Source organism: Pseudomonas sp. B611 (assembly GCF_055407965.1).
On record NZ_JBUZST010000019.1, the window covers coordinates 63,113 to 84,988 of the forward strand.

Annotated in this window: 18 protein-coding genes; 7 read left to right on the forward strand and 11 right to left on the reverse strand. The window is 61.2% G+C overall.

Annotated elements, in window-relative coordinates:
- Positions 1–4 precede the first annotated feature (4 nt).
- The 10 genes from ACZRMO_RS25915 to ACZRMO_RS25960 all read right to left on the reverse strand — a co-directional run bounded on the left by ACZRMO_RS25915 (position 5) and on the right by ACZRMO_RS25960 (position 12,745).
- Complete coding sequence (locus tag ACZRMO_RS25915) at positions 5–1,570, reverse strand: SpoVR family protein (protein ID WP_463974724.1); 1,566 nt, start codon at positions 1,568–1,570, stop codon at positions 5–7.
- Entirely contained in the window at positions 1,567–2,838 is a 1,272-nt protein-coding gene (locus ACZRMO_RS25920) for a YeaH/YhbH family protein (RefSeq protein WP_016977872.1), read from the reverse strand. The genes ACZRMO_RS25915 and ACZRMO_RS25920 overlap by 4 nt, the downstream gene beginning before the upstream one ends.
- 113 nt (positions 2,839–2,951) lie before the next feature.
- The gene (locus ACZRMO_RS25925) at positions 2,952–4,874 is read right to left on the reverse strand and encodes a PrkA family serine protein kinase (RefSeq protein ID WP_017739508.1); all 1,923 of its coding nucleotides are present in this window, start codon (positions 4,872–4,874) and stop codon (positions 2,952–2,954) included.
- 285 nt (positions 4,875–5,159) lie between these two features.
- The gene (gene glpE / locus ACZRMO_RS25930) at positions 5,160–5,489 is read right to left on the reverse strand and encodes a thiosulfate sulfurtransferase GlpE (protein ID WP_463974725.1); all 330 of its coding nucleotides are present in this window, start codon (positions 5,487–5,489) and stop codon (positions 5,160–5,162) included.
- A gap of 8 nt (positions 5,490–5,497) precedes the next feature.
- A complete protein-coding gene (locus ACZRMO_RS25935) occupies positions 5,498–6,346 on the reverse strand; it encodes a symmetrical bis(5'-nucleosyl)-tetraphosphatase (protein WP_463974726.1) in 849 nt (282 codons plus the stop codon).
- The gene (apaG, locus tag ACZRMO_RS25940; protein WP_463974727.1) at positions 6,346–6,726 is read right to left on the reverse strand and encodes a Co2+/Mg2+ efflux protein ApaG; all 381 of its coding nucleotides are present in this window, start codon (positions 6,724–6,726) and stop codon (positions 6,346–6,348) included. Before apaG ends, ACZRMO_RS25935 begins: the two co-directional genes overlap by 1 nt.
- A 107-nt stretch (positions 6,727–6,833) precedes the next feature.
- The gene (gene rsmA / locus ACZRMO_RS25945; protein WP_463974728.1) at positions 6,834–7,646 is read right to left on the reverse strand and encodes a 16S rRNA (adenine(1518)-N(6)/adenine(1519)-N(6))-dimethyltransferase RsmA; all 813 of its coding nucleotides are present in this window, start codon (positions 7,644–7,646) and stop codon (positions 6,834–6,836) included.
- On the reverse strand, positions 7,643–8,632 hold the full coding sequence (gene pdxA / locus ACZRMO_RS25950) for a 4-hydroxythreonine-4-phosphate dehydrogenase PdxA (protein WP_463974729.1): 990 nt from the start codon (positions 8,630–8,632) through the stop codon (positions 7,643–7,645). Before pdxA ends, rsmA begins: the two co-directional genes overlap by 4 nt.
- Positions 8,629–9,963, reverse strand: coding sequence for a peptidylprolyl isomerase (locus tag ACZRMO_RS25955; RefSeq protein WP_463974730.1), 1,335 nt, complete (start codon positions 9,961–9,963; stop codon positions 8,629–8,631). Before ACZRMO_RS25955 ends, pdxA begins: the two co-directional genes overlap by 4 nt.
- Positions 9,944–12,745, reverse strand: coding sequence for an LPS-assembly protein LptD (locus ACZRMO_RS25960; RefSeq protein ID WP_463974731.1), 2,802 nt, complete (start codon positions 12,743–12,745; stop codon positions 9,944–9,946). Before ACZRMO_RS25960 ends, ACZRMO_RS25955 begins: the two co-directional genes overlap by 20 nt.
- 130 nt (positions 12,746–12,875) lie before the next feature.
- Between ACZRMO_RS25960 and ACZRMO_RS25965 the strand changes: the two genes are divergently transcribed.
- The 3 genes from ACZRMO_RS25965 to ACZRMO_RS25975 are packed head-to-tail and all read left to right on the forward strand — an operon-like array spanning position 12,876 to position 15,341.
- On the forward strand, positions 12,876–13,901 hold the full coding sequence (locus ACZRMO_RS25965) for an aminoglycoside phosphotransferase family protein (protein ID WP_463974732.1): 1,026 nt from the start codon (positions 12,876–12,878) through the stop codon (positions 13,899–13,901).
- Positions 13,898–14,572: an N-acetylmuramate alpha-1-phosphate uridylyltransferase MurU gene (gene murU / locus ACZRMO_RS25970; RefSeq protein WP_207045051.1), complete on the forward strand. Its 675-nt coding sequence runs from the start codon at positions 13,898–13,900 to the stop codon at positions 14,570–14,572. The genes ACZRMO_RS25965 and murU overlap by 4 nt, the downstream gene beginning before the upstream one ends.
- Before the next feature lies 1 nt (position 14,573).
- Positions 14,574–15,341 carry a TerB family tellurite resistance protein gene (locus tag ACZRMO_RS25975; RefSeq protein ID WP_463974733.1) on the forward strand — a complete coding sequence of 256 codons (768 nt, stop codon included), beginning with the start codon at positions 14,574–14,576 and terminating at the stop codon, positions 15,339–15,341.
- Between the two features lie 153 nt (positions 15,342–15,494).
- Here ACZRMO_RS25975 and ACZRMO_RS25980 read toward each other — a convergent pair whose 3' ends face one another.
- Complete coding sequence (locus tag ACZRMO_RS25980) at positions 15,495–16,469, reverse strand: alpha/beta hydrolase family protein (protein ID WP_463974734.1); 975 nt, start codon at positions 16,467–16,469, stop codon at positions 15,495–15,497.
- Positions 16,470–16,546: 77 nt separating this feature from the next.
- Between ACZRMO_RS25980 and ACZRMO_RS25985 the strand changes: the two genes are divergently transcribed.
- From ACZRMO_RS25985 to ACZRMO_RS26000, 4 genes are all read left to right on the forward strand, one after another.
- Positions 16,547–18,541 carry a sensor histidine kinase gene (locus tag ACZRMO_RS25985; protein WP_463974735.1) on the forward strand — a complete coding sequence of 665 codons (1,995 nt, stop codon included), beginning with the start codon at positions 16,547–16,549 and terminating at the stop codon, positions 18,539–18,541.
- A gap of 18 nt (positions 18,542–18,559) precedes the next feature.
- Positions 18,560–19,189 carry a response regulator gene (locus tag ACZRMO_RS25990; RefSeq protein WP_017739608.1) on the forward strand — a complete coding sequence of 210 codons (630 nt, stop codon included), beginning with the start codon at positions 18,560–18,562 and terminating at the stop codon, positions 19,187–19,189.
- Between the two features lie 322 nt (positions 19,190–19,511).
- Positions 19,512–20,624: an ABC transporter ATP-binding protein gene (locus ACZRMO_RS25995; RefSeq protein ID WP_017739609.1), complete on the forward strand. Its 1,113-nt coding sequence runs from the start codon at positions 19,512–19,514 to the stop codon at positions 20,622–20,624.
- A 44-nt stretch (positions 20,625–20,668) separates the two neighbouring features.
- The gene (locus tag ACZRMO_RS26000) at positions 20,669–21,709 is read left to right on the forward strand and encodes an ABC transporter substrate-binding protein (protein WP_463974736.1); all 1,041 of its coding nucleotides are present in this window, start codon (positions 20,669–20,671) and stop codon (positions 21,707–21,709) included.
- Positions 21,710–21,876: the final 167 nt, after the last annotated feature.

Here is a 21,876-nt window from a genome sequence, read left to right on the forward strand (position 1 = left end):
GGCTTCAGAGATGCACGACGGCCAGGTCCAGGCGGCCGTAGTCGTTGTCGTTGTGATCGGTGCGCGGTGGCACATGGTGGGTTTTCATCACCTGATCGCCCTGCAGGGTTTCCAGGTGGATGTCGAAGCCCCAGAGCCTGTGCAGGTGCTTGAGCACTTCCTCGGTGGACTCGCCCAGGGGTTTGCGGTCGTGTTGCTGGTGACGCAGGCTCAGCGAGCGGTCGCCGCGCACATCGATGCTGTAGATCTGTACGTTGGGCTCGCGGTTGCCCAGGTTGTATTGCGCCGCCAGGGTTTCACGGATGGTGCGGTAGCCGGGTTCGTCGTGGATGGCAGGTACCACCAGGTCGTCCTTGAGGTCGTCGTCGAGGATGCTGAACAGCTTGAGGTCGCGAATCACTTGGGGTGACAGGTATTGCAGGATGAAACTCTCATCCTTGAAGCTGCTCATGGCGAACTTGATGGTGGACAGCCAATCGGTGCCGGCGATTTCCGGGAACCAGCGGCGGTCCTCTTCGGTGGGGTGTTCGCACATGCGTCGGATATCTCGGTACATGGCAAAACCCAGGGCGTAGGGGTTAATGCCACTGTAGTACGGGCTGTCGAAGCCGGGTTGGAATACCACGCTGGTGTGGGAAGTGAGGAACTCCATCATGAAGCCGTCGGTGACCAGGCCTTCGTCATACAGGTCGTTCATCAGCGTGTAGTGCCAGAACGTCGCCCAGCCTTCGTTCATCACCTGGGTTTGGCGCTGTGGATAAAAGTACTGGGCGATCTTACGCACGATACGCACGATCTCCCGCTGCCAGGGCTCCAGCAGCGGTGCGTGTTTTTCCAGGAAATACAGGATGTTTTCCTGAGGTTCGGCGGGGAAGCGTGCATTGTCCTTGTCGTTGTTCTTGCCGGTTTTTTTCGGAATGGTGCGCCACAGGTCGTTGATCTGCTTTTGCAGGTGCTCCTCGCGCTCCTTCTGTCGCAGGCGTTCTTCCTCGGCAGAAATCGGGTACGGGCGTTTGTAGCGGTCCACGCCGTAGTTCATCAGCGCATGGCAGGAGTCGAGCAAGTCTTCCACGGCGTCGATGCCGTGGCGTTCCTCGCATTGCATGATGTACTGCTTGGCAAACACCAGGTAGTCGATGATCGAGCTGGCGTCGGTCCAGGTGCGGAACAGGTAGTTGCCCTTGAAGAAGCTGTTGTGCCCGTAACAGGCATGGGCCACCACCAGCGCCTGCATGCAGATGGTGTTTTCTTCCATCAGGTAGGCGATGCACGGGTCCGAGTTGATGACGATCTCGTAAGCCAGGCCCATCTGCCCGCGACTGTAGGACTTCTCGGTGCTGAGGAAGTGTTTGCCGTAGGACCAATGGTGATAACCCAGGGGCATGCCCACCGAGGCATAGGCATCCATCATCTGTTCGGCGGTGATCACTTCGATCTGGTTGGGGTAGGTGTCCAGGGCATAACCTGCCGCAATACGGCTGATTTCCCGGTCATAGGCCTGGATCAGTTCAAAGGTCCACTCGGAACCCGTGGAAATCGGTTGGCGTCTTTGCTCTTTTTTGGCGGTCATGTCACTAACCTGCGCTGGAAGAGTTCACGGAAGACCGGGTAGATATCGCCGGCCGAGACCAATTGCTGCTGGGCGAACGTGTCGGCAAAGGCTTCGCCGATGCGCTCGTATTCGAACCACAGGGCCTGGTGCTCACGGGGGGTGATCTCAACGTAAGTGTAGTACTGCACGAACGGCATGATCTGGTTGATCAGGATGTCGCGGCAGATCGGCGAATCGTCGTTCCAGTTGTCACCGTCCGAAGCCTGGGCGGCGTAGATGTTCCACTCGTTGGCCGGGTAGCGTTCGGCCATGATCTCCTGCATCAGCTTCAGCGCGCTGGAAACAATGGTGCCGCCGGTTTCCCGCGAGTAGAAAAACTCCTCTTCGTCCACTTCCCGGGCGCTGGTGTGATGGCGGATAAACACCACGTCGATCTTGTCGTAGTTCCGCTTCAAGAACAGGTACAGCAAGATAAAGAAGCGCTTGGCGATGTCCTTGGTGGCCTGGGTCATGGAGCCGGAGACGTCCATCAGGCAGAACATCACCGCCTTGGAGCTGGGGTTGGGCTGCTTGACCAGCAAGTTGTACTTAAGGTCGAAGGTGTCGAGGAACGGCACGCGGTGGATGCGTGCGCTGAGTTTTTCGATTTCCGCCTCGATTTCCTGGATATCGCCGAAGTTGTCCGGCTCTTCACGTTTCAGGCGGGCCAATTCTTCCTTGGCTTCCTTCAATTTGGCGCGGCTGCTGCCAGACAGGGCGATACGCCGCGCATGGGCCGAACGCAGGGTGCGGATGATGTTGATGCGCGACGGATTGCCTTCATTGCTGATCCCCGCGCGCACGGTCTTGAAGGTGTCGGTGCCGGTGAGGTTGCGCTTGACCAGGTTGGGCAGCTCCAGGTCTTCGAACATGAATTCGAGGAATTCCTCCTGGGTGATCTGGAACACGAACTCATCCATGCCCTCGCCGGAGTTGCCGGCCTTGCCCGGGCCTTTGCCGCCGCCACCGCCTTGGGGGCGCTGGATATGCTCGCCGGTGGTGAACTCCTTGTTGCCCGGGTGTACCACCGTCTGTTTACCGCCACGGCCGTGGTGCAACACCGGTTCGTCGATGTCCCGTCCGGGAATGCTGATTTGTTCGCCATGTTCCATGTCGGTAATGGAGCGGCGGCTGACGGCCTCTTCCACGGCCTTTTTGATGTGGTCACGGTAACGCCGCAGGAAACGCTGGCGGTTTACCGTGCTCTTGTTCTTGCCATTGAGGCGTCGGTCGATCACATAGCTCATGGGGAGCCCTCCGGGCAGCTTCACGTTACAAGCTTCAAACTGCGAGCTGGAAGCTTAAAGACAGGCGGTCAGTTGCCAGGCCCAAGGCCTGGCACTGCGCGCGCGTCGCTGCCTTACTGCGATTTGCGAACCCGCAGGTACCACTCGGAGAGCAGCCGTACCTGTTTGTCGGTGTAGCCACGTTCGACCATGCGTGTGACGAAGTCGTTGTGTTTTTGCTGGTCCTCCTTGCTGGCCTTGGCGTTGAAACTGATGACCGGCAGCAGATCCTCGGTGTTGGAGAACATTTTCTTCTCGATGACCACCCGCAGCTTCTCGTAGCTGAGCCAGGTCGGGTTCTTGCCGTTGTTGTTGGCCCGGGCACGCAGCACGAAGTTGACGATTTCGTTGCGGAAATCTTTCGGGTTGCTGATACCGGCCGGTTTCTCGATTTTCTCCAGTTCCTCGTTGAGGGCTACGCGGTTGAGAATCTCGCCGGTTTCCGGGTCGCGGTATTCCTGGTCCTGGATCCAGAAGTCGGCGTACAGCACGTAGCGGTCGAAGATGTTCTGGCCGTACTCGCTGTAGGACTCCAGGTACGCGGTCTGGATTTCCTTGCCGATAAACTCGATGTAGCGCGGCGCCAGGTATTCCTTGAGGAAGCGCAGGTAGCGTTCGCGGGTCTCGGCCTGGAATTGCTCCTGTTCGATCTGCTGTTCCAGCACATACAGCAGGTGCACTGGGTTGGCGGCGATCTCGTGGGGGTCGAAGTTGAAGACCTTGGACAGGATCTTGAACGCAAACCGCGTCGACAGGCCGTTCATGCCCTCGTCTACGCCGGCCGTGTCGCGGTATTCCTGGATCGACTTGGCCTTGGGGTCGGTGTCCTTGAGGTTTTCGCCGTCGTACACGCGCATCTTCGAGTAGATGTTCGAGTTTTCCGGCTCCTTGAGGCGCGACAACACGGTGAACTGGGCGAGCATCTTCAGGGTGTCGGGTGCGCAGTGCGCCTTGGCCAGGGAGCTGTTGAACAGCAGCTTGTCGTAGATCTTGATTTCATCGCTGACCCGCAGGCAGTACGGCACCTTGACGATATAGATCCGGTCGATGAAGGCTTCGTTGTTCTTGTTGTTGCGGAAGGTGTGCCACTCCGATTCGTTGGAGTGGGCCAGCAGGATGCCGGTGAACGGAATCGCACCCAGGCCTTCGGTACTGTTGTAGTTGCCTTCCTGGGTGGCGGTCAGCAGTGGGTGCAGCACCTTGATCGGTGCCTTGAACATTTCCACGAACTCCATCAGGCCCTGGTTGGCCCGGCACAGCGCGCCCGAGTAACTGTAGGCGTCGGCGTCGTTCTGCGGGAATTCTTCGAGCTTGCGGATATCGACCTTACCCACCAGCGCCGAGATGTCCTGGTTGTTTTCGTCGCCCGGTTCGGTCTTGGCCACGCCGATCTGATTGAGGATCGATGGGTAGAGCTTGACCACGCGGAACTGGCTGATGTCACCGCCGAACTCGGCCAGGCGCTTGGTGGCCCAGGGCGACATGATGGTGTTGAGGTAGCGGCGTGGAATGCCGAAGTCTTCTTCGAGGATCGCGCCATCTTCGGTGGCGTTGAACAGGCCCAGGGGCGACTCGAAGACCGGCGAGCCCTTGATCGCGTAGAAGGGCACCTTCTCGATCAGTTGTTTGAGCTTTTCGGCCAGGGACGATTTACCGCCACCAACGGGGCCGAGCAGGTAGAGGATCTGTTTCTTCTCTTCCAGGCCTTGGGCGGCATGGCGGAAGTAGGAGACGATCTGGTCGATGCATTCTTCCATGCCATGGAAGTCTTCAAAGGCCGGATAGCGGCGGATCACCTTGTTGGAAAAAATCCGCGACAGGCGCGAGTTGTTGGAGGTGTCTACCAGCTCCGGCTCGCCAATCGCCAGCAGCAGGCGTTCGGCGGCAGACGCATAGGTACTGCGGTCCTTTTTGCACAGTTCAAGATACTCCTGCAGCGTGAGTTCTTCTTGCTGTGTGGACTCGAAGCGTTGTTGGAAGTGGCTAAAAATACTCATGACGTCGTCACCTCGCTCGATACGTGGAGCCGACGCCGGATCAATCAGTCGATGCTGGCAGTCATTGACGATCGCCAATGGCCGTTTTCCCCCCAGAACACCCTGAAACGCTACCGATGACCCGCACGCCGGTGTACCGGCTCTCCCCTGATTCGGATGGCCTGCGCTTAAGGATAGTTCGGAATCGGGGAGGTCAAGGCGCGATGCGTAATTAGTTTGGCTGCGCCGTTCGTCAGAAACGGCGCGAGCCCAAGCGTCACGCGGGGTAGCGGGGTTTGAAAAAAATTATTGCGAATCGCCCGAGGCAATTTCCGCAGGAAACGTCGTACGCCACAGCTCAAAGCCACCGTCCAGGCTATAGACGTCGGAGAAGCCCTGGCTGATCAGGTAGGCGGCTGCGCTCTGGCTGGAATTGCCGTGGTAGCAGGCCACGATCACTGGCGCATCGAGGTCGGCTGCGCGGATGAAGTCGGCGATGTTGACGTTGTCCAGGTGTTGGGCGCCGGTGATGTGAGCCGCCACGTAGGTAGGCTGATCCCGGATGTCGACGACCACTGCGCCTTGCACGCGCAGGGCCTGGGCTTGTTCGGGGGAGATGCGTTTGAATTCGCTCATGGAGGCTCCTAGGGCTTGGCGGCCGGCAGGGTAACGGAAAGGGGGGATTCGCACTGGCAGCGGTGGTGCTCGCCGGTGTCGATGTTCATCAGGGTCATGGCGCCGCCCCACACGCAACCGGTGTCGAGGGCGAACACGCCGGGTTCATCGCACTGGCCTTCGAGGGCTGCCCAGTGGCCAAAGATGATCTTTGTGTCACGGGTCTTGCGCTCTTTGTGGGCGAACCAGGGTTTGTAGCCGGGCAGTGCGGTATCGGCACCTTCCTTGCTCTTGAGGTCCAGTTTGCCTTCGGCGGTGCAGAAGCGCATGCGGGTGAAGTAGTTGGTGATCACGCGCAGGCGGGCAACGCCCGTCAGGTCGTTGTCCCACTTCACGGGATCGTTGCCGTACATGCCGTCGAGGTAGGCGGTGTACAGGCTGTCATCGGCCAAGGCGGCTTCGACTTCGGCGGCGCACTTGAGGGCTTTCTTCAAGGTCCATTGGGGCGGGATGCCCGCATGGACCAAGGCCGTGTTGCGGGCCTCGTCGTAGTGCATGATCTTCTGGCGGCGCAGCCAGTCGAGCAGGTCGGCACGGTCCGGCGCTTCGAGGATTTCCCGCAGGGTGTCGCCCTTTTTCAGGCGCTCGATGTTCTTGCCGGCGGCCAGCAGGTGCAGGTCGTGGTTGCCCAGGACGCACACCAGTGAGTCGCGCAGGTTATATAAGTAGCGCAAGGTTTCCAAAGATTGCGGGCCGCGGTTGACCAGATCACCGACCAGCCACAGGCGGTCGCGAGTTGGATCGAAGGACACGCGTTCAAGCAGGCACTTGAGAGGTTCCAGGCAGCCTTGCAGGTCGCCGACCGCGTACGTCGCCATCAGTGCAGGGCTCCCGGCACGGCGAGGCGGAAGGGCGCGATGATGGCGTCGAACAACTGGCCGTCGGTGGCTTTCATCTGATACGAGCCTTGCATGGTGCCGACCTTGGAGGTCATCACCGTGCCGCTGCTGTAGGTGTGGCTGGCTCCGCAATCAATCAACGGCTGCTGGCCAACCACGCCTGCGCCGCGCACTTCCTCGACCTGGCCGTCGCCGTCAGTGATCACCCAGTGGCGCGACAGCAGCTTGGCCGGCACCAGCCCGTTGTTTTTCACCGTGATGGTGTAGGCAAAGGCGAAGCGGTTGTATTCGGGTTGCGATTGGTCCGCCAGGAAGCGGGTGACGACGCTGACGTCGATCTGGTAGCGAGGATCGGACATGCAAGAGGCCTTAAAAGCAAAAGCGGGGGGACAGCAGATGCGGATCAGTCTAGGCCAAGAGGTGGGCACTAGGCCAGACATGCTGTCTGGCCCAGGCTCGGCAGGCTTCAGTCCGCGACGGGCGCTGGCTGGATGGCAAGCTGGTCGGCGAGGCGCACGAACGCCGCCAGGTCCAGTTGCTCTGGGCGAAGGCTGCCATCGACGCCGGCGGCTTCGATTTCAGCGTTGCTCAGCAGGGCCTTGAGCGTGTTGCGCAACGTCTTGCGGCGCTGGTTGAACGCTTCGCGGACGACACGTTCCAGCAGTTTGTGGTCCTTGGCCGGATGCGGCAGCACGGCATGCGGCACCAGGCGCACGATGGCCGAATCGACCTTCGGCGGCGGATTGAATGCGCCCGGGCCAACGTTGAACAGGTGTTCGACGCGGCAGTGGTACTGAACCATGATCGACAGGCGGCCCCAATCACCACCGCCAGGGCCTGCCGCCAAACGCTCAACCACTTCTTTCTGCAGCATGAAGTGCATGTCGCGGATGATCCCGGCGTTGTTCAGCAGGTGGAAGATCAACGGCGTGGAGATGTTGTACGGCAGGTTACCCACGACCCGCAGGCTGTTGGGTGCGGCATTGAGGCTGTTGAAGTCGAACTTCAGCGCATCGCCCTGGTGCAGGTTGAAGTTCGACTTGCCGGCGAACTGCTGGTTGAGGATCGGGATCAGGTCCTTGTCCAGTTCCACCACGTCCAGTTGCCCGCCGCTGGCCAGCAGGCCTTGGGTCAGTGCGCCCTGGCCGGGACCGATTTCCAGCAGGCGGTCTTCGGGCTTGGCATGGATGGAGCGCAGGATGCGGTCGATCACGCCCGCGTCGTGCAGGAAGTTTTGCCCGAAGCGCTTGCGCGCCCGGTGTTGGTAATGCTCGGTCATATACGGGTCTCGGCCATCTGATAGGCGGTTTCCAGGGCCACGTGCAGGCTGCCGGTATCGATCTTGCCGCTGCCGGCCAGGTCCAGGGCAGTGCCATGGTCGACGGAGGTGCGGATGATCGGCAGGCCCAGTGTCACGTTGACTGCGGCGCCAAAGCCTTTGTATTTCAGCACAGGCAGCCCCTGGTCATGGTACATCGCCAGCACTGCGTCGCAGTGCTCCAGATATTTGGGGGTAAACAGAGTGTCCGCAGGCAATGGGCCGCGCAGGTCCATGCCTTCTTGGCGCAGACGCTCCAGGGTGGGTTCGATGATGTCGATTTCTTCATGGCCCAGGTGGCCGCCTTCACCGGCGTGCGGGTTGAGCCCACAGACCAGGATGCGCGGTTGGGCAATGCCGAATTTCTGTTGCAGGTCGGCGTGCAGGATGCGGGTGACGCGTTCCACACGCTCGACGGTGATGGCGTCGGCAATCTCACGCAGCGGCAGGTGCGTGGTGACCAGGGCGACGCGCAGGCCACGGGTGGCCAGCATCATGACGACTTGTTCGGTGCGGGTCAGTTCGGCGAGGAATTCGGTATGCCCGGAAAAGGCGATGCCGGATTCGTTGATCACGCCTTTGTGCACCGGGGCGGTGATCATGCCGGCGAAGTCGCCGTCGATACAGCCTTGCCCGGCGCGGGTCAGTGTTTCCAGGACGAACGCGGCATTGGCGGTGTCCAGCTGTCCGGCCACCACCTTGGCTTGCAGTGGGGTGTCCCACACATACAGGCTGCCGGCGGGGGCGGGCAGGTCGGGCCAGTTGCCCGGTGCCACATCCAGCAAACTGACAGCCACGCCCAGTTGCGCGGCCCGCTCGAGGAGCAGGTCGCGGCTGGTAATGGCAATCAGGGGGTGTGGCTGGGGGTGCGAGGCGAGCAGCAGGCACAGGTCTGGACCAATGCCGGCCGGCTCGCCGGGTGTTACCGCGAAACGCTGGGGTTTCACTGGGCTGCCTGGTCGGTGCCTGTTTGCTCGGCGCCTGGTAGCTTGTTTTCTACGTAGGCTTCGTCACGGATCTGACGCAACCAGGTTTGCAGCTCTTCGTCGTATTTGCGGTTACGCAGTACGGACAGGGCTTGTTGCTCGCGGGCCTGGCTGGTGTTGTCGGTGGCGCGACGGCCAAGGACTTCCAGCACGTGCCAGCCGTATTGGGTCTTGAACGGCTTGGACAATACACCCTGCGGGGTATCGGCCATCACCTGTTGGAACTCCGGCACCAGGGCTTTCGGGTCGATCCAGTTCAAGTCGCCGCCATTGAGGGCAGAACCTGGATCTTCCGAGAAGCTCTTGGCCAGGGTGGCGAAGTCTTCACCGCTTTGGATGCGGTCGTAGATCTTCTGGGCCAGTTCCTTGGTTTGCGCTTCGGTGCGGATTTCGCTTGGTTTGACCAGGATATGACGAACGTGTACTTCGTCTTTCAGCGAGGTCTCGCCGCCGCGTTTTTCCAGCAACTTCAGGATGATGAAACCGCCTGGCGTACGTGCAGGTTGAGTGATCTCACCCGGCTGCATGGCGCTCAGCTCACGGTCGAACGGAGGTGGCAGTTGCGCGGCTTTACGCCAGCCCATGTCACCGCCGTCCAGTGCGTTGTCGCTGTTGGAGACGGCAATTGCGGTCTGGGCAAAATCGGCACCGGCTTTCAAACGGTCATAAACCGCCTGGGTCTTCGCTGCGGCGGCGTTGAGCTGCTCGGAGTTGGCGCTGTCCGGTGTACCGATCAGGATGTTGGCCAGGTGCAGTTCTTCGGAAAGCTGCATCTTGCCCAGGTCCGAGGCCAGGAAGTTCTTCACTTCCTGCTCGGAGACCTGCACCCGCTCAGCCACACGACGCTGACGTACACGGCTGATGATCATTTCGCGGCGGATCTGGTCACGGGCGTCCTCATAGGACAGGCCGTCGCGGGCCAGGGCAGCGCGGAACTGGTCAATGCTCATGTTGTTGCGTTGAGCGATGGTGCCAACCGCCTGGTTCAGTTCTTCATCCGAAATACGGATGCCCGAACGCTCGCCGATCTGCAGTTGCAGGTTCTCGACGATCAGGCGCTCCAGCACCTGTTGGTCCAGCACGCTGGTCGGTGGCACACCACCGCCACGCTTGGCGATGGTTTGCTGAACTTCCTTGACGCGTTGGTCCAGCTGGCTCTGCATGATCACGTCGTTATCGACGATGGCCACCACTTTATCCAACTGTTGAACCGCAGCGTGTGCCGATGCGGTACCCAGGAACAGCGCGCCCAGTACGAGCGGGCGCAGACAATCAGAAAGCTTGGTTTTCACGTTCACGATAACCTTCAATGCCTTTGTCGAGGAAGCTCTCTACCTTGGCGCCGGTCAGGCCGCCGAGTCCTTTGAGGACGATTTGGAAGAAGAGCCCGTGGTCACCCTTTTCGTTAAGCGGGGCGATCTGGCTGTATTCGTCGTTGGAAACCCAGTAACGGTTGATGACGCGCAGTTTCCAGCAGCAGTTGTCGTACTCGAAACCACCAAAGGCTTCCAGGGTACGGTTGCGGGCATAGTCATACTGCCAGCGGGTGATCAGGTTCCACTGCGGAACGATCGGCCACATCATCGAGAAGTCGTGTTGCTGGATTTTGTAGTAATCCTTCACGTAATTCGCTTGGCCAGGCGTGCCGTAGTCACCACCGAACTGCCATTTGCCGGTCAGCTGGTTGTACACCACCTGGTCGTTGCGATAGCGGTAGCCGAGGTTGACGACCTTGTTCGGGTTGTCTTCCGGCTGGTAGTGGAACATCGCGCTGCCGGAACGAGGACTGTGGTTCTCGGTGTCCCAGTTGTAGTCGGCAGTGGCGCGCCAGTCACGGTTGAAGCGGAACTCGTAGTCCAGTGCGATTGGCGACAAGTCTGACTGTGCGTCGGCACGGTCCGCTGCAAGTACGCCTGGAAGTTGTACTTCGCGATCCTTGAAGTAAATCGCCTGGCCCACAGCTATGCGCTGACGCTCGAAGCCGTTCTCTTCGATCCAGCGGTTGGTCACGCCCAAGGACAGCTTGTTCTCGTCACCGATCCGGTCGGAGCCGCTGAAGCGGTTGTCGCGGAACAACGAGGAGTAGCTGAACGAGCTTTCGCTGGTGTCGAATACCGGAATGTCGCTCTGGTCTTTGTTCGGTACATACAGGTAGTACGCACGCGGCTCCAGGGTCTGGCGATATTCCTTGCCGAACCAGTTGGTATTGCGGTCGAAGTACAGGCCGCTGTCGATACTGGCGACAGGGATTGCACGATCCTGGGAGCTTTTGAAGGTTTGGCCGGCGGCAGCCAGATCGGCTTTGCCGATAGCATCCAGGTCCAGATCATACTTGGTGTAGACGTACTTCAGCTTCGGCGTAATGAAACCATAGGTCGATTCCATCGGGTATGAAACAGCCGGGGCTGCGTTCAGGCGCGTGCCGTTTGCACGGGTTAACCCCCTAACGTACTCATCCAAACGTCTTTCACCGACAGTACCGTCCGCGTTTATCGGGCCACCGTCTTCATTGATGACGTTGCCGCTCCTGAGGTCTCGATCGAACCTTACAGCCTCTGTCTCGTAGGTGAAGTTCAGTCCACCCGGATGGTAAGGCAGTGTCCCGTTGAAGGTGATCTGTGGCAGCCGGTCATACGGCGTGATCTGGGAGATCGTCGCCAGCTGATAGGCCTGGACATTCAATCGTGCCTTATAGGAGTCGCCCCGGTAAGTCAGTGCCCCTTGCTGGTTCAGGAAGTCTCGGCTCTCAACACCTTCCTGATAGGCCTTCAGGTCTTGGAAGTAGAACGGATCGCTGATCTTGGTGTAGTCGACCTCGGTCGACAGGCGCGAATCCAACCCACCCTTATGCTGCCAATTGAGCATATAGCGAGTTTTTTCGTAATCAGTCTGCTTCTTCCGCTCGTCGCTATCGTCATTCAGATACGCCCCACCGAACTGACCTTCGCTGGACTTGGTGAGGTAGCGGAATTCGCCTTCCATCAACAGGCCGCGTTTGGTCATGTACTGCGGATACAACGTGGCATCGTAGTTCGGCGCCAGGTTGAAGTAGTACGGCGTAACCAGGGTAAAGCCGGTTTCGCTGCCGGTGCTGAAGCTCGGCGGCAGGAAGCCGGATTGACGACGGTCGTCGATCGGGAAATAGATGTAAGGGGTGTACAGGATCGGAATGTTCTTGATCCGCAACGTCGCGTTGGTGGCCGTACCGAAACCGGTGGCCGGGTTCAACGTGATGTTGTTGCCCTTGAGCTGCCAGGCGTTGCTGTCTGGCTCGCAGGTGGTGTACGTACCGTCCTTGAGACGGATGATCGCGTTTTCGGCACGCTTGGCGTACAGCGCGCTGCCGCGGATGCGTGATTTGTGCATCACGTATTCGGCGTTATCGATCTGCGCTGCGCCGGTGTCCAGCTGGACTTCGGCGTGGTCACCGACGATCAGGGCACCGTTGTCGCGCAGACGGACTTTGCCGTTCAGCTCGCCACGGTTCTCTGCCTGATAGAGGCTGGCCTCTTCGGATTCCAGCTGCATGCTGCCCTGGCGCATGACAACGTCACCGGCCAGGGTTGCGACTTGGGATTCCTGCTCGTAACGAGAAGCCTTGGCACCGATGAAGGTCGGTGCATCGCTCGAACTCGTCTTGTCGTTCATGCCCGGACGGGTCGGCTCGATGTACGCACCGCCGCAATACGGGCCGGTTTCGGCCAGTTGGGCGGCGGTCAGCTTCTCGCGGGGTACCCAGTCCAGGTGGCTATAGTCGGCGCTGCGCGAACGCAGGCCACGGCCCTTGGCTTCGGTGACCAGCGCGGTCTGCGGCACGGCCTCTGCGTTGCCACCGGCAGCGGCTTGCGCCGTGTCGCCGGCCGAGCTGACGGCAGCACCGTCATGCACCGGGCGCGGTGGCAATGGGGCAGCGGCGGTCTTCGGCGCGCAAGCCCAGGCACCCGAAGCGGAGACGGAACAGTCATACTGCTCCGCAGCGACCACGAATGAGGTGGCGAAAGGTTGCATGGCCAGCAGACTGCCGGTTACCAGCAACGGAAATTTTCTACGAAACGCGGGGGATTTCAATGCCATCTTATTAGTCCGGGCTTCCTGCGTGCCATCTGCCCGCGGTGTGGGCCGCACGACTCTCGATGGTCTGAAAAAGATGCGTGATAATAAAGCATGACCCGCTTGACGGCTAGGGCCGTCGGAGACCCTTGTAATGCCCGACCAAGATCTACGTTTACAACAGCTGGAAGTCTGGCTGGATGAGCAACTGCCGATCCTTTTCAACGCTCAAGGCTGGGGTGCCGTACCCCCGGCCACATTGACCGCGGCCAGTAGCGACGCGAGTTTCAGGCGGTATTTCCGCTGGGAAGGCGGCGCCCGCACGTTCGTCGTGATGGACGCGCCACCCCCCCAGGAAAACTGCAAACCTTTCGTCGATATCGCTCATTTGCTGGCGAAGTCGGGAATAAATGTGCCAAAAATTTATGCAGAAGATTTGCCGCGCGGCTTTCTTTTGCTCAATGACCTGGGCACAAAAACCTATCTGGACGTGATTGACGCGAAAAACGCCGATCAATTGTTCGTCGAAGCCATCGACGCGTTGCTGGCTTTCCAGCAGTTGCCGATGGACGCGCCACTGCCTAGCTATGACGTCGCCTTGCTGCGCCGCGAGCTGGAATTGTTTCCCGAGTGGTACGTACGCCGTCACCTGGGGATCGATTTGGATGCCCAGCAGCAAGCGCTCTGGCAACGTGCCAGCGACCTGTTGATCGACAGCGCCCTGGCCCAGCCGAAAGTGCTGGTGCACCGCGACTACATGCCGCGCAACCTGATGATCAGCGCGCCGAACCCTGGCGTGCTGGATTTCCAGGATGCGGTCTATGGCCCGGTGACCTACGACATCACCTGCCTGTTCAAGGACGCGTTCCTCAGTTGGCCCCAGGCCCGTGTGCGCGAATGGCAGCGCGGTTATTGGGAGCGCGCGATGCAAGCCGGCATTCCGGTGCAAGCGCAATTCGACGACTTCCTGCGCGCCAGCGACCTGATGGGCGTGCAGCGCCACCTCAAGGTCATCGGTATCTTCGCGCGTATCTGCCATCGCGACGGCAAGCCCCGTTACCTGGCCGACGTGCCGCGCTTCTTTGCCTATATAGAAGCGGTACTGGCCGATCGCCCTGAGCTGCGTGAACTGGCTGAACTGTTGGCCAGCCTGCGCCAACCCGTCGGGGCCACCGTATGAAGGCCATGATTCTGGCCGCGGGCAAAGGCGAGCGGATGCGTCCGCTCACCCTGCACACGCCCAAACCGTTGGTGCAGGCCGGCGGCAAACGGCTGATCGAGTATCACTTGGAGGCGCTGGCCAAGGCTGGCTTCACCGATATCGTGATCAACCATGCCTGGCTTGGCCAGCAGATCGAAAGCTACCTGGGCGACGGCGCGCAGTTTGGCTTGCGTATCCAGTACTCGCCAGAGGGTGAGCCGCTGGAGACGGGCGGCGGGATTTTCCAGGCCTTGCCGTTGCTGGGGGATGAGCCGTTCCTGGTGGTCAATGGCGATATCTGGACCGACTACGACTTCACCCAGCTCAAGCAACCGCTCCAGGGCCTGGCCCATCTGGTGATGGTCGACAACCCGGCGCATCACCCCTCGGGCGGCGATTTCTACCTGGATCAGGGTTTGCTTCATGATGCCGCGCCCGGTGCCGATAACCTGACCTTCAGTGGCATTTCGGTTCTCGACCCGCAGTTGTTCGCGGGTTGCACTGCCGGTGCCTTCAAGCTGGCGCCGCTGCTGCGGGCGGCGATGGCCAAAGGTTTGGTAACGGGGGAACACATGGCGGGACGCTGGATTGATGTCGGGACGCTGGAGCGCCTGGCGCAGGTTGAAACCCTGCTGACCGCGGAGCAGTAAGATGCTGTGGCCAGGGACGCTGATCGGCGCCGGGGCTGGCTTTGCCATTGCCAGCATTCCGGGGGCCTTGTTGGGTGCGCTGTTGGGGCAGGCGTTGGATCGCCGGCTGCAACTGCACAATTGGGCGCAGCTGCGCGAACGCCTCGGCGGGCGCCCGGCGTTGCGCAATGACGAGCTGTTGTTTGTGCTGCTCGGCCGCCTGGCGAAAAGCAATGGCCGGATCGTCGACGGGCATATCCAGCAGGCGCGGCAAGAAATGCGCGCGCTGGACATGAGCGAGCCGGCCCGGCGCCGCGCGATTGCTGCGTTCAATCGTGGCAAGTCCGGTGCCGACCGCGTGCGCAGTTACTTGCGCGTGCTCAAGAACCAGCCCCATGCGGCGGAAGGTGTGCTGCGTGCGTGCTGGCGCATGGTGTGGGCCGACGGCAAGGCGGATGACGCCGAGCGCGACCTGATCGAACTGTGGGGCAAGTGGCTGGGCTGGACGCCGCAACAGCTCCAGGCGTTGGCCGCCGACTACAAGCCGGAGCGCAAGCCGCTGGTGAGTCGGGGCATGTCTTATCAGGAGGCGTTGCGCCTGCTCGGTGTGACGATCACCACTGAACCTGCGGTGATCAAGCGCGCCTACCGCCGCCTGCTCAGTCGCCACCATCCGGACAAGATTGCCGGCAGTGGTGCCAGCTCTGCGCAAGTGCATGAGGCGACCGAGCGCACCCGCGAACTGCACAATGCCTACACGTTGATTCGCGAGCGCCGGGATTTTCGCTAGCTGTCACAGTTTTGATTTGATAACCCATTCCAATGTGGGAGCGGGCTTGCTCGCGAAAGCGGTGGATCAGCCAAAGTTGTATCAACTGGCAGACCTCATTCGCGAGCAAGCCCGCTCCCACAAGGGGATTTGCGGTGTTCTTGGCGTATGTGATCAGTCGGCAGTCGCCTGCGGGCTCAACCACCCGCGAATCCGCCGATACAACTGCTCCTGCTCCGCCGCGCTATTCCCCGGCAAGGTCTTGAGCGACACCTGCTTATAGCCGTCATTTTTCGAGCGTTTGGCCGCCTGGACTCGTTCCAGTGCCGCTTTGCGATCCTGGGCCGCGTCTTGATAGAACACATCCGCCGTCGGCACTTTCAGTGTCGGCGCCAGTTGTTGCAAGCCCGGCTGGCGACCGACCGGCGACTTGCCCGCGACCATCACCAGTTTCTGCACCTGTGCCGGTTGCTTCTCTTCCACGTAACGCGCGGCCCACCACGCGCCGGTGCCATGGCCGAGCAGCACCACACTGCGTGCGCCTTGGGTCTGGGCGAAGGCGACTGCCGCATCGATCCGGTCGAAGATGCGTTTGGCGTCGGTCTTGTCTTGCTCGTCCGCACCCGCGACCACGGCGGGGTCGGTGCCTTCGGCTTCGGCGCTGGCGGCTTGTTCGATGGGCTTGGCGGCGGTGCTGCCGTCTTTGCTGCTGGTGTCGACCGCCGCCTTGGGTGCTTCGATCAGGCGGGGCGGCAGGGTGTCGATGTTCACGTCCGGCAGCGACAGGCTGAGGGTGCCCCAGTTGGCGTCGGGTAATTTGCGCCGCAGCGGTGCGATTGCTTGCGGCCAGTCAGCACTTTCCCCGGCGCCCGGTACGATAATCACCACGCCCTCGGGCTCGGCGCTGTTGGCCGGCTTCCACAGGGCGAGGAAGGTGTCGCTGCCGCCCTGCAATTGTTGTTGTTCCTCCCGTGGCACCTGGCGTTCCAGGGCAGCGGCGTCTTCCTGGCCACGCTCGGCCAAGGGCTGGCGGAAAGCGGCTGTTTCGGCAGGTGGAGCGGGCGTGTCGGCGGCCTGCACAGAAAAGCAGCTGGTAAAGAGTAACGACAGGCACAATGCTGGCACTGCTGAACGGTTTCGAGATGGCATCGTTGATTTCCGGCCAGAAGAGATTCCAGCAGCCTAATGGGTTGGTCTGTATTTGTCAGTGATGTGAGACGTGGATCATGGGTTTTCGCTGTCTGCTGGTTATCGGCTGTTTGTGGTTTCCCTTGATCGCGGGGGCCACCTCTGCGCCTGCGGTACCGCAAGCGCAACTGGATGCGGGGCAACGGGAGTGGCTGGCCGCGCACCCGGAGTTACGGGTGGGCGTGGTCTTGCAGGCGCCCTACGCGCAATACGATCGGCGCTTGCAGCGCTTGTCAGGGGCCAATGTCGAGTTGATGCAGTGGCTGGCCAAGGCGCTGAATATCGAGCTGAGTTGGCGCAACTTTCCCACCCAGGAACAGCTGGAAGCCGCCGTGCGCGATGGCGAGGTGGATATCGCCCCCGGCCTGCAGCAAACCCCGGCCGGTTTGCGTCTGTGGTTGTTCAGCGACCCGTATATGCGGGTGCCTCAGCATATCGTTGGCATCCGTGACGGTGGCGGTGCCGTCGAGCTGGAAAAACTCGACGAACTCTCGCGCATCGCCGTGCGCATGCCCAGCGCCGTCGCCGATTACCTGCGCAGCACTTATCCCAAGCTGAACCTGCAAGGCGTGCCCATGGAACGCCAGGCGTTGCAGTTGCTGGTCAGCCAACAGGCGCGCTACGCCGTGGTGGATGAGGCGCAACTGAGCCGGTTGTCGGGTGAAGCCGAATTCGCCGGGCTGGCCGTGGTGGGCGACATCGGCCTGCCGCAATTGCTGCGGGTGGCCACACGCCGGGAATGGCCGGAGCTGGCCGGCATCATGCAAAGCGCGTTGCGCGCGATCCCCGCCCGTGACCTCGACCAACTGCACAACCGCTGGCTGCAACCCAAATACCCGCGGTTGTCGGAGTCGCCGGGGCTGTGGCAAAACCTCAGTTTGTTGCTTGCCCTGTTGCTGCTGGCCAGCCTGGCCGTGGTGCTTTGGCAGCGCCGCCAGTTGCGCGGCCTGGAGCACAGCTTGCTCGGTGCACGGGAAGAAAGTGCCGCGCGGGCGGCGGGGGCCGAAGCGTTGCGGTTGACGCAGTTTTCCATCGACCAAAGCACCGTCGGCATCCTCTGGGTCAACTGGGACAGCCACGTGCGCTACGCCAACCGTGCGGCCGAAAGCATGCTCGGCTATGGCCCCGGCGCGCTGATCGAACGGCCGCTGGCGGACCTTGATCCGACGCTGGACATGGACCGCTGGCTCAACCTATGGAAGCGCGCCCGTGCCAGCGAAGACGGCCCGCAGAACTTCGCCACCGATTGCCGGCGCGCCGATGGCAGCCTCTTGCCCGCCGATGTGTCGTTGAGCTTTTTGCGCTTTGCCGACGGCGAATACCTGGTGGTCTACCTCAACGACGTAACCGAGCGCCGCCGCTACGTCGCCGCCTTGCTGCAAAGCGAGGCGCAATTGCGCGAACTGTCCGCCCACCTGGAGACCGTGCGCGAAGAAGAAAAAGCGCGCATCGCCCGGGAAGTCCACGACGAACTGGGGCAGATGCTCACCGTGCTCAAGCTGGAAACCTCCATGTGCGAACTGGCCTACGCACAGCTGGACCCTGGCCTGCACGAGCGCTTGAACAGCATGAAACGCCTCATCGCTCAACTGTTCCAGCTGGTGCGCGACGTGGCGACGGCCTTGCGCCCGCCGATTCTCGACGCCGGCATTGCCTCCGCCATCGAATGGCAGGCTCGGCGCTTCGAAGCCCGTACACAAATCCCCTGCCTGGTGCAGGTCCCGGATAATCTGCCGGCCTTGAGCGATGCCAAGGCCATCGGCCTGTTTCGCATCCTGCAAGAGGCGCTGACCAATGTGATGCGTCATGCCCAGGCGCATACTGTCGAATTGACCCTGGCGTTGGAAGGCGCGCACCTGCGGCTGACCATCAGCGACGATGGCGTCGGGTTCGTCCAGGCCCAGGGCCGCCCGGTGTCGTTTGGCCTGGTGGGCATGCGCGAGCGGGTGCTGATCATGGGCGGGCAATTGAGCCTTTCCAGCGAGTTGGGGGAGGGCACCACATTGAGTGTCACGGTGCCGTTGGATGCATAACGCTAAGAGGAAGTCCCTGTGATTCGCGTACTGGTAGCCGAAGACCACACCATCGTTCGAGAAGGCATCAAGCAATTGATCGGCCTGGCCAAAGACCTGCTGGTAGTAGGGGAGGCGAGCAATGGTGAACAGTTGCTGGAGACCTTGCGCCATGTGCCGTGCGAGGTGGTGTTGCTGGATATCTCGATGCCCGGCGTCAACGGCCTGGAAGCGATCGCGCGGATTCGTGCGTTGAGCAATCCGCCGGCGATCCTGGTGTTGTCCATGCATGACGAAGCGCAAATGGCCGCGCGTGCGTTGAAGGTCGGCGCTGCCGGTTATGCGACCAAGGACAGCGATCCGGCGCTGTTGCTCACGGCGATTCGCAAGGTTGCGGCGGGCGGGCGCTACATCGACCCGGATTTGGCCGACCGCATGGTCTTTGAAGTCGGCCTCACCGATACGCGGCCCTTGCACTCATTGTTGTCGGAGCGTGAGTTCTCGGTGTTCGAGCGCCTGGCCCAGGGCGCCAACGTCAATGACATCGCCCAGCAGCTGGCGCTGAGCAGCAAGACCATCAGCACCCACAAGGCGCGCCTGATGCAAAAGCTCAATATCACCTCCCTGGCCGAACTGGTGAAGTACGCCATGGAGCACAAGCTCCTCTGACTCGATCGTTCCCACGCTCTGCGTGGTAACGCGTCTTGTGACGCTCCGCGTCACGCGTTGGGGCGCGGAGCGCCTCGGGCTGCATTCCCACGCGGAGCGTGGGAACGATCACATGCCCAATAACGACACCCCGCAAGCACCGCCAAACCCATTCTCGCTACTTGCAGCGACTGCACTGTCCCATCCCCGCCAGCCGTGTAGGGCGATCCCTACCCCCAGCCTTCCATCCGGCTGATGCAATTCTCTCCCGGCCCCCGATTTCCGGGGCCTCGCGCCTGGACTACGCTTGTGCCACAGCAGTCCAAAACACAAAGGTGCGGGTATGAGCGAGGTGGATTCAAATGAGGTCCTGGTCAGCTTTCGTGGCGTGCAGAAGAGCTACGACGGCGAGAACCTGATCGTCAAAGACCTCAACCTGGAGATTCGCAAGGGCGAGTTCCTCACCTTGCTCGGGCCTTCCGGTTCGGGCAAGACCACCAGCCTGATGATGCTCGCCGGCTTTGAAACGCCGACCGCCGGCGAAATCCAGCTGGCCGGGCGTTCCATCAACAACGTGCCGCCGCACAAGCGCGACATCGGCATGGTGTTCCAGAACTATGCGCTGTTCCCGCACATGACCGTCGCCGAGAACCTGGCGTTCCCGCTGTCGGTGCGCGGCTTGAGCAAGACCGACATCAGCGAGCGCGTCAAACGCGTGCTGAGCATGGTCCAGCTCGATGCCTTCGCCCAGCGTTATCCGGCGCAGTTGTCCGGCGGCCAGCAACAGCGTGTGGCCCTGGCCCGGGCGCTGGTGTTCGAGCCGCAGCTGGTGCTGATGGACGAACCCCTCGGCGCCCTCGACAAGCAACTGCGCGAACACATGCAGATGGAGATCAAGCACCTGCACCAACGCCTCGGCGTGACCGTGGTGTACGTGACCCACGACCAGGGCGAAGCGCTGACCATGTCTGACCGCGTGGCCGTGTTCCATCAGGGGGAGATCCAGCAGATCGCCGCGCCGCGCACCCTGTACGAAGAGCCGAAGAACACTTTTGTCGCCAACTTCATTGGCGAGAACAACCGCCTCAACGGCCGCCTGCACAGCCACACCGGCGAGCGTTGCGTGGTGGAGCTGGCGCGCGGCGAGAAAGTCGAGGCGCTGGCGGTCAACGTCGGCCAGATCGGCGGCCCGGTGACCCTGTCGGTACGCCCGGAGCGCGTGAGCCTCAATGGCTCCAGCGAAAGCTGCGTCAACCGCTTCTCTGGCCGCGTGGCCGAATTCATCTACCTGGGCGACCACGTGCGTGTGCGCCTGGAAGTCTGCGGCAAGAGCGATTTTTTTGTGAAACAACCGATTGCCGAGCTCGACCCAGCCCTGGCCGTCGGCGACGTGGTTCCGATTGGCTGGCAAGTCGAGCACGTTCGCGCACTCGACCCACTTCTAGAGGCGAATTGATCGCCCCCATGGCTTCACCAACCCTGCACGTGGAGAGAACAACAATGTTGAAATCCCTGAAGTATTCGGCGCTGGCTATCGGTTTGATGGGCGCCACACACGCCATGGCCGGCCCGGACCTGACAGTCGTGTCCTTCGGTGGCGCGAACAAGGCGGCACAGGTCAAGGCGTTCTATGCGCCGTGGGAAAGCGCGGGCTACGGCAAGATCGTCGCTGGCGAGTACAACGGTGAAATGGCCAAGGTCAAGGCCATGGTCGACACCAAGAGCGTGTCCTGGGACTTGGTGGAAGTGGAATCGCCAGAACTGTCCCGTGGCTGTGACGAAGATATGTTCGAGCCCCTGGACCCGAAACTGTTCGGCAATACCGCCGATTACGTGAAGGGCGCCATTCAACCGTGCGGCGTGGGTTTCTTCGTGTGGTCCACGGTGTTGGCCTACAACGCCGACAAACTGGCCTCGGCACCCACCAGTTGGGCTGATTTCTGGGATGTGAAGAAATTCCCGGGCAAGCGTGGCCTGCGTAAAGGCGCCAAGTACACCCTGGAATTCGCCCTGATGGCCGACGGCGTTGCGCCGAAGGACGTCTACAAAGTGCTGGCCGGCAAAGATGGCCAGGACCGTGCGTTCAAGAAACTCGACGAACTGAAACCGTCGATCCAGTGGTGGGAAGCCGGCGCACAGCCGCCGCAGTACCTGGCCTCGGGTGACGTGGTCATGAGCTCGGCGTACAACGGTCGCATCGCCGCCGTGCAGAAAGAAAGCAACCTGAAAGTGGTGTGGAACGGCGGTATCTACGACTTCGACGCGTGGGCCATCCCTAAAGGCCTGGCAAAAGACCGCGCTGAAGCGGCGAAAAAATTCATCGCCTTCTCCGTGCAACCGCAGCAGCAGAAGACCTACTCGGAAAACATCGCCTACGGCCCGGCCAACACCCAAGCCGTAACGTTGCTGGCCAAGGACATCCTCAAGGATATGCCGACCACCCCGGAAAACATCGCCAACCAGGTGCAGATCGACGTGAGCTTCTGGGCGGATAACGGCGAGCAGCTGGAGCAGCGTTTCAACTCGTGGGCTGCCAAGTAACACCGAAAGGGCTGTGAGATTGAACCTGTGGCGAGGGAGCTTGCTCCCGCTGGACTGCGCAGCAGTCCCATCTTTTGGGGCCGCTTCGCGCCCCAGCGGGAGCAAGCTCCCTCGCCACAGGACAAGTGCCACATCCGCCGTTTTGCATTGATGTTTAAGAAATCGGA

Bases quoted from the DNA above. Each gene is read 5' to 3' on its own strand.
- rsmA (WP_463974728.1), bottom strand. From the start codon at position 7,646: ATGACCGAGCATTACCAACACCGGGCGCGCAAGCGCTTCGGGCAAAAC.
- ACZRMO_RS25995 (WP_017739609.1), top strand. From the start codon at position 19,512: ATGAGCGAGGTGGATTCAAATGAGGTCCTGGTCAGCTTTCGTGGCGTG.
- ACZRMO_RS25915 (WP_463974724.1), bottom strand. From the start codon at position 1,570: ATGACCGCCAAAAAAGAGCAAAGACGCCAACCGATTTCCACGGGTTCC.
- ACZRMO_RS25965 (WP_463974732.1), top strand. From the start codon at position 12,876: ATGCCCGACCAAGATCTACGTTTACAACAGCTGGAAGTCTGGCTGGAT.
- murU (WP_207045051.1), top strand. From the start codon at position 13,898: ATGAAGGCCATGATTCTGGCCGCGGGCAAAGGCGAGCGGATGCGTCCG.
- ACZRMO_RS25925 (WP_017739508.1), bottom strand. From the start codon at position 4,874: ATGAGTATTTTTAGCCACTTCCAACAACGCTTCGAGTCCACACAGCAA.
- apaG (WP_463974727.1), bottom strand. From the start codon at position 6,726: ATGTCCGATCCTCGCTACCAGATCGACGTCAGCGTCGTCACCCGCTTC.
- ACZRMO_RS25960 (WP_463974731.1), bottom strand. From the start codon at position 12,745: ATGGCATTGAAATCCCCCGCGTTTCGTAGAAAATTTCCGTTGCTGGTA.
- ACZRMO_RS25935 (WP_463974726.1), bottom strand. From the start codon at position 6,346: ATGGCGACGTACGCGGTCGGCGACCTGCAAGGCTGCCTGGAACCTCTC.
- ACZRMO_RS25920 (WP_016977872.1), bottom strand. From the start codon at position 2,838: ATGAGCTATGTGATCGACCGACGCCTCAATGGCAAGAACAAGAGCACG.
- ACZRMO_RS26000 (WP_463974736.1), top strand. From the start codon at position 20,669: ATGTTGAAATCCCTGAAGTATTCGGCGCTGGCTATCGGTTTGATGGGC.
- glpE (WP_463974725.1), bottom strand. From the start codon at position 5,489: ATGAGCGAATTCAAACGCATCTCCCCCGAACAAGCCCAGGCCCTGCGC.
- ACZRMO_RS25985 (WP_463974735.1), top strand. From the start codon at position 16,547: ATGGGTTTTCGCTGTCTGCTGGTTATCGGCTGTTTGTGGTTTCCCTTG.
- ACZRMO_RS25975 (WP_463974733.1), top strand. From the start codon at position 14,574: ATGCTGTGGCCAGGGACGCTGATCGGCGCCGGGGCTGGCTTTGCCATT.
- ACZRMO_RS25980 (WP_463974734.1), bottom strand. From the start codon at position 16,469: ATGCCATCTCGAAACCGTTCAGCAGTGCCAGCATTGTGCCTGTCGTTA.